This is a genomic window from Flavivirga aquimarina, assembly GCF_030540835.1.
Classification (GTDB): Bacteria; Bacteroidota; Bacteroidia; order Flavobacteriales; family Flavobacteriaceae; genus Flavivirga; species Flavivirga aquimarina.
The window spans coordinates 22008-28721 of record NZ_JAUOEK010000163.1; the positions used below are offsets into that span (position 1 = coordinate 22008).

At 32.1% G+C, this 6714-nt stretch carries 5 protein-coding genes; 4 read left to right on the forward strand and 1 reads right to left on the reverse strand.

Annotated features, from left to right (window positions below):
• The first annotated feature begins 2 nt into the window (after positions 1-2).
• The 4 genes from Q4Q35_RS17430 (at position 3) to Q4Q35_RS17445 (ending at position 4517) form a co-directional block, all read left to right on the forward strand.
• Positions 3-374, forward strand: coding sequence for a cupin domain-containing protein (locus tag Q4Q35_RS17430; RefSeq protein ID WP_303279302.1), 372 nt, complete (start codon positions 3-5; stop codon positions 372-374).
• Entirely contained in the window at positions 371-1198 is an 828-nt protein-coding gene (locus tag Q4Q35_RS17435) for an alpha/beta fold hydrolase (RefSeq protein ID WP_303279303.1), read from the forward strand. Before Q4Q35_RS17430 ends, Q4Q35_RS17435 begins: the two co-directional genes overlap by 4 nt.
• 19 nt (positions 1199-1217) lie before the next feature.
• The gene (rluF, locus tag Q4Q35_RS17440) at positions 1218-1976 is read left to right on the forward strand and encodes a 23S rRNA pseudouridine(2604) synthase RluF (protein WP_303279304.1); all 759 of its coding nucleotides are present in this window, start codon (positions 1218-1220) and stop codon (positions 1974-1976) included.
• A 291-nt stretch (positions 1977-2267) separates the two neighbouring features.
• Positions 2268-4517, forward strand: a complete 2250-nt coding sequence (locus tag Q4Q35_RS17445; protein WP_303279305.1) for a glycosyltransferase family 4 protein — start codon at positions 2268-2270, stop codon at positions 4515-4517.
• A gap of 86 nt (positions 4518-4603) precedes the next feature.
• Here the strand turns inward: Q4Q35_RS17445 and Q4Q35_RS17450 are convergent, their stop codons facing one another.
• Positions 4604-6463 carry a glycoside hydrolase family 130 protein gene (locus Q4Q35_RS17450; RefSeq protein WP_303279306.1) on the reverse strand — a complete coding sequence of 620 codons (1860 nt, stop codon included), beginning with the start codon at positions 6461-6463 and terminating at the stop codon, positions 4604-4606.
• Positions 6464-6714 lie beyond the last annotated feature (251 nt).

Sequence of the window (6714 nt, forward strand, 5' to 3'; positions counted from 1 at the left end):
TCATGAAGCAAAAAAAATATACCATTCAAAATAATCCATTTGTTGTTCCAACAAATGATGGAAAAGTAATAAAAGAACATTTTGGTTTAGCTACTAATGGAAATTCTAAAATAAGTGTAGCTCACATGAAAGCACCTGCGGGGTGGAGCGAACCGTTTCAAACACCCGAATTTGATGAATATACTTTTATAATTAAAGGAAAAAAGCAATTTATTATCGAAGATGAAACTGTTACTTTAGAAGCTGGCCAATCTATTAAAATTGAAAAAAATACCAGAGTTCAATATTCCAACCCTTTCTCAGAAACTTGTGAATATATAGCAATTTGCACACCTGCATTTTCTATAGATATGGTAAACAGAGAAAATAAATGAATAAACTCTTTATAAAAACTATTGGTGTTTATATAAACCTAATAAGTTATTTTTTACCAAAATATGCTGCGGAATTAGCGATTAAGTTATTTTCAACCCCACGAAAAGGGAGGCTTAATGAAGAAGAAAATCAGTACCTCAATACTGCTATTCAAGAAGATATAATTTATGAGAATATTTTAATAAAAACTTACTGCTGGAAGGGCAACAGCAAAACCATTCTGTTAGTGCATGGTTGGGAAAGCAATGCCTATAGATGGAAAGACTTAATCGAGATTTTAAAATCTTTAAATTACACGGTTGTTGCTCTAGATGCTCCAGGCCATGGTAATTCCAGTGAAAAATTATTTAATACTCTTATTTATTCAGAATGCATACATGCTGTAGCTAAAAAATTTGAAGTGAATACTATTGTAGGTCACTCGGTTGGTGGTACTGCAACTATTTTTTCGCAATACAAGAAACAGTTAAAATCTATTGAAAAAATAGTTCTATTAGGTGCTCCGGCAGATTTTGTCGATGTCTTTAAACGATATGAAACCATGATGGGTTACAACAAAAAAGTTTCTCATGCTATGGCCCAATATGTGTTAAGAAAATTTAACCATTTGCCAGAATATTTTTCTGCACCTAATTTCTCAAAAGAACTTAAAGCAAAAATATTAACTATTCATGACAAAAAGGATAGAATTATTCCTTACACAGATGGACTAAAATTCAAAAAAAATTACGAAAAAGTACAGTTTATTGGAACTAAAGGTTTTGGTCATGGCTTAAAAAATAACATCATTTACAATCATATTGCCGACTTCTTAAACGCGTAAAATGTTGTACTTTTGAGGCATGGAAGTACAACTAAAACGTATTAATAAATTTTTAAGTGAAGTTGGATATTGTTCACGTCGTGAAGCCGATAAACTTATCGAGGCAGGTCGTGTTACCATAAATGGTGTTATTCCAGAAATGGGTACAAAAATAGCACCGGGAGACACCGTTCATGTGGATGGTAAAGAAATAAAAAACAACAAAGAAGATTTTGTTTATCTAGCTTTTAATAAACCTGTTGGGATTGTTTGTACGACAGACACTTCTGTTGAAAAAGATAATATTATTGACTTTATAAATTATCCAAAACGCATTTTTCCAATTGGGAGATTAGATAAGCCAAGCGAAGGCTTAATTCTTTTAACCGATGATGGAGATATTGTAAATAAGATTCTTCGTGCCAGTAATAATCATGAAAAAGAATATATTGTAAAAGTAGACAAACCTATATCTCAGACATTTATAGAACGTATGTCTGGTGGTATTCCCCTAGCAGAATTGAACAGAGTGACTAAAAAATGTGTTGTCGAAAAATTAAGCACTTATCAATTTAAAATTATCTTAACTCAAGGTTTAAACAGGCAAATTCGTCGCATGTGCGAATACCTGAATTATAACGTAGAAACTCTTAAACGTGTTCGAATAATGAATATTAAAATGGATATGCCCATTGGCGAATATAGAGCATTAACAAAAGAGGAGTTTAGTGAGTTGAGTCATTTAATTAGCAATTCTACTAAAGAGTACCAAAAATCGACAAGCAGGAGGAAAAAATAAATTATTGGCTATAATCTAATTCAACACCTTCTTTTCATTAAGCTAAACCTGTAGATAGTCTCTTGGAGTACAGCGTTTTTTATAGAGATATTTTTCGGATGCAAGCGCACAACGCAACTCTTACCACACACGATGTAAACACCTCTTAATTAAATAACAATAATCTTATTGTTAATAAATGTGTTGAAAACAACTACTTTAATGTTGTATTACCCTACTAGAAAGAATTAACTTACAGTGTTTTTAAATTTCTAACAGCAATACTTTCTTTTAACCTTTAAAAAGAAAAAAATGAGAATTATTATTCTAGGCAACTATATGCCCAGACGTTGTGGTATAGCAACGTTTACTACTAACTTAGCTAATTCTATTCTAGCAGCAAATGACAAAAAAGAAACTAACAATGAAGTTCTTGTAGTCGCAATGAACGACCATGATCAAATATATGAATATCCCGATATAGTTAAATATACTATAAAGCAGCAAGAGCCTAATGATTACAATACAGCTGCTAATTTTATTAATGGCTTAAATGCCGATGTTTGTATTTTTCAGCATGAATTTGGAATTTTTGGAGGAGAAAGTGGTGTCTATGCATTAAGGTTGTTACAGCAATTAAAAATGCCAATTATTACGACATTACATACTATATTACAAACTCCTAGTTATCATGAAAAGCATATTCTTAAAAAAATAGGACATCTATCTCAAAAATTAATAGTAATGAGTCATCTGGCTATTGATTTTTTAACTACCATTTACGAAATACCTCTTCAAAAAATTGAATTTATCCATCATGGTGTTCCTGACTTTTCTAATGTTGAAAACACAAGTACAAAATTTAATTATTCAGGAAAAAAAGTATTAGGTACATTTGGTTTTTTAGGACGCAGCAAAGGTATTGAAACAGTTATTAATGCCTTGCCAAAAGTTGTAAACAAACACCCTAATGTTATTTATGTTGTTCTTGGGCAAACACACCCAAATGTAAAAAAACATTCTAACGAAGAGTACCGCGACTATCTTAAAGATTTAGCAGAATCCAATAATGTAGCTAATAATGTTATTTTCGAAGATGACTTTTTGGAAGAAGAAGATATAAAATCATTTCTTGTTGAATCTGATATATACATAACACCCTACTTAAATGAAGCACAAATAACCAGTGGTACAATTTGCTATGCCATTGGTGCTGGGGCATGTATTGTTTCGACTCCGTTTTGGCATGCTAAAGAACTACTTGCCGATAACAGAGGGAAAACATTTGCTTTTGGCAATAGTGATGATCTGGCAGAAACCTTATGTGATTTATTAGACAATCCAGAAAAAATTGCCCAAATAAAAGAAGCCGCTTTCAACTATGGTAAAAAATTGTATTGGAATAAAATTGGCTTACAATATATTAAAGAACTTAACAAAATAAACAATACTCCATTAATTACTCATGACGAAAAGCCTCTATCACTACCTAAGTTTAGTATGGATCATATTAAACGATTAACAGATGATATGGGTATATTAGAACATGCCAATTATTCTATCCCAGATTATAAAGAAGGGTATTGTCTTGACGATAACTCCAGAGCTTTATTACTGGTACTAATGGCTTATGAATTAGGTGTCGACAAAAACTCGATAGGTCTTGCAGATGTTTATTTGAGGTACATAAAACTAATGCAAATGGAAGATGGTTTTTTTCATAACGATATGAGTTATGAAAAGAAGTTTTTAGACGAAAAAGGCTCTGAAGACTCCTTTGGAAGAACCATATGGGCTATGGGGTACTTAATTAGATTGGCTCCAAACGATAGTCATTTTCAATTTGCGAAAGATACCTTCTTTAAAGCTTATCATCATTTTGAAAAAATCACATCCATAAGAGCTATTGCAAGCATTATAATAGGGTTTTGTCACTTTTTAAAACGTTACCCGGATAACGAAAACATTATACATTTAATGAACTCGCTAACATACAAGTTATTAAACCAATATAAAGATGAGAGTGATAACGAATGGAAATGGTTCGAACCTATTTTATGTTATGATAACGCTATAATACCCTTAGCGCTATGGCATGCATACGACCGAATAAAGGATAAAGAAATTTTTGATGTAGCGAGTAAAAGCACCGATTTTCTAGACAAAGAAACTTATAAAAAAGATAGAATTTCTTTAGTAGGAAACACATGGTATTATAAAGGCAAAAAAAGACCTGCACAAGGTCAACAACCTATTAATGCCATGGCCATGATAATGATGTATAGTAAAGCTTTTGAAGTTACTAAAGAAATTAAATATCATGAAAGAATGCTTGTAGCATTTAGTTGGTTTACGGGTAACAATGATTTATTTATCCCTTTATATGACGAAGAGTCTAAAGGTTGTTGTGATGGTTTAGAAACACATTGTGTAAATAGAAATCAAGGTGCAGAAAGCACAATTTCTTATTTATTATCTTATTTAACGGTATGGAGTAGCAAACAAGCCATACTAAAAGCGTCTCAAAATTTATTGACAGAAGACGAAATATTAACAACTTAAGTGAGTAAACAAATTATAAAACATGTGTTCTTTATGGAGTCTTTTAAACTCACTTAATTTTCCAGTTGTAGTTAGTTTATTAGATACTATCTAAATATATTTTTTAATCGTAGTCTCAATAAGTCCTTTTGTACTGGTTTGGGCAAATATTCGGCAGCACCTAATTGTAACCCTTTTATCTCATCTGCTTCACTATTGTATGAACTAAGAAATACAACTGGTATTTTTATAGATTCGCTTTTTATAAACTCCAGTAATTGATAGCCATTAAAATTTGGCATTTCTATATCAGAGAGTATTAAATCGTACGTGCTTTTTCCAATAGCAACTAAAGCCTGAACGCCATCTGTTACCTCATCGACTAAATACCCATCTCCAATAAGCATTTGGCTTACCATAGCCAGATTAGTTTTATCATCATCTACCAATAATATTCGCTTAACATTATTTAACGGAGTACCTTTTTTTCCTTTGTCGCTATATACCATATTATCAAACACCTCCTGTAAGGAAACATAAGCAAACCCACTACTGGTATCACTCATAGCATAAGGAATAATAATACTATCATTGTTTATTATAGAACCGCAAGAGTAAACAACATTTGGCACATAACCTTCTCTTTCCTTTTCATTAGCAACCAACAAAGGATTATCCAATTGAGCCAATACTTTTGCAGGATTATTTAAATCTAATAAAATAGCACCTAAAACGTATCTACGCATGGCGCCCACTCCATGTGTAATAACCAGCCAGCCTTTACTTGTTTCTATGGCCGAACCAGAATTCCCTAATTGTACAAACTCCCATGGATATTCGGGTTCTTGAAGTAATATTGGATCGTTATCCCAATTATTTACTTGGTCGCTATACATGATAAAATTATTTTCTCCATCTTGTCTTGATAGCATAGCATATTGCCCATTCACTTTTCTAGGAAATAAAGCCATTCCTTTATTCTGTGCATGTTTTCCATAAATAGGCATCACTGTAAACGTATAAAAATCTGTTGTTTCTATAAGTTGAGGCATTATTACAAAACCATTATAAGCGGTATAGGTTGCATAATATTTTACGTCTCCATTGTCTTCTATGAACTTCACAAATCTGGCATCTTCCAACCCATTGCTTTCAGCATCTGTTACTGGAAAAATAACACGCTCGCTTATAGCCGTGTCTAAAGAAAAACTAATTTTATATTGAGCGTTTGCTATAAATTTAATAGCATGAAGTACTTTATTATTTTCTACCGTTATTTCATGATTATTTTCAAACTCAGTTATATTTTTAATTAACTCTCTAAAGAGAAACGTTTCATTTAGATTTCCTATTATTTTTTCAACTACTTCTGTATTATCAAATTTCATGTCTTGCAACTTATGTACAAAGTCTGATTTTTTATATTCATGTAGCTGTATGGTTTCGGCAATATCGACTAATTTGCTCACCGGGCTAAATTCCAATTTATTGCTTTTATCTAAAATCGCTCCCCTAAAAACAATCGACGACACATGTCCTTCTCCAGTTGCTCTAAAGCTAACAATAACCCTTTTTTGTCCTTCTTCTAAATGTGACTGGTCTGGATCTTCAACCATTGAAGGATTAAAAAACGCGGCCGATTCTATGGAGTATTCATGTGTAAAATAAGCCCCAATTAGCAATTTTATTTCTTTAGAAATATTGGCTGGATCTATCTCTAATTCTGGAAATAAAAAAGTGACTCTTTCGTAATGTTTTAAGAGTATGCGAGTTATATTTCGGTGTCGGTTACTAAAATCTCTTAGTGTTTGATTCAATACTTGAGAAGCAACTCCCTTTGGCATTGCTATAACTCTTTTTATTATTTTTTTTGCCCGTTCTTCACCTCCTGGCATAAAAAATCGAATGATTACTCTTTTAGGGTCTGGGGTAAAAAAAACTTTAAGCCTATTGATATTTATTGCCATACAGTATGAGTATTTACTTATAATACGTAGGACAATATAACAATTATTATTTTACTAATAACTATTTTATAATTTATAAATTTAGTTTAAAACTAAACCACTCCTATGGGCTGGAAGTCCATAGGTTCGTTTTGGCAGACTGAAAGTCTGCTTCGTGAAATATGGTAAAACTGAATTCGTGTGAATTCGTGAAACCTGCCAGCCGGCAGGCTGGTTCGTGTCAAAAGTTTTTAGAAGCTGAAAGCGACATA

Bases quoted from the DNA above. Each gene is read 5' to 3' on its own strand.
- Q4Q35_RS17430 (WP_303279302.1), top strand. From the start codon at position 3: ATGAAGCAAAAAAAATATACCATTCAAAATAATCCATTTGTTGTTCCA.
- Q4Q35_RS17435 (WP_303279303.1), top strand. From the start codon at position 371: ATGAATAAACTCTTTATAAAAACTATTGGTGTTTATATAAACCTAATA.
- rluF (WP_303279304.1), top strand. From the start codon at position 1,218: ATGGAAGTACAACTAAAACGTATTAATAAATTTTTAAGTGAAGTTGGA.
- Q4Q35_RS17445 (WP_303279305.1), top strand. From the start codon at position 2,268: ATGAGAATTATTATTCTAGGCAACTATATGCCCAGACGTTGTGGTATA.
- Q4Q35_RS17450 (WP_303279306.1), bottom strand. From the start codon at position 6,463: ATGGCAATAAATATCAATAGGCTTAAAGTTTTTTTTACCCCAGACCCT.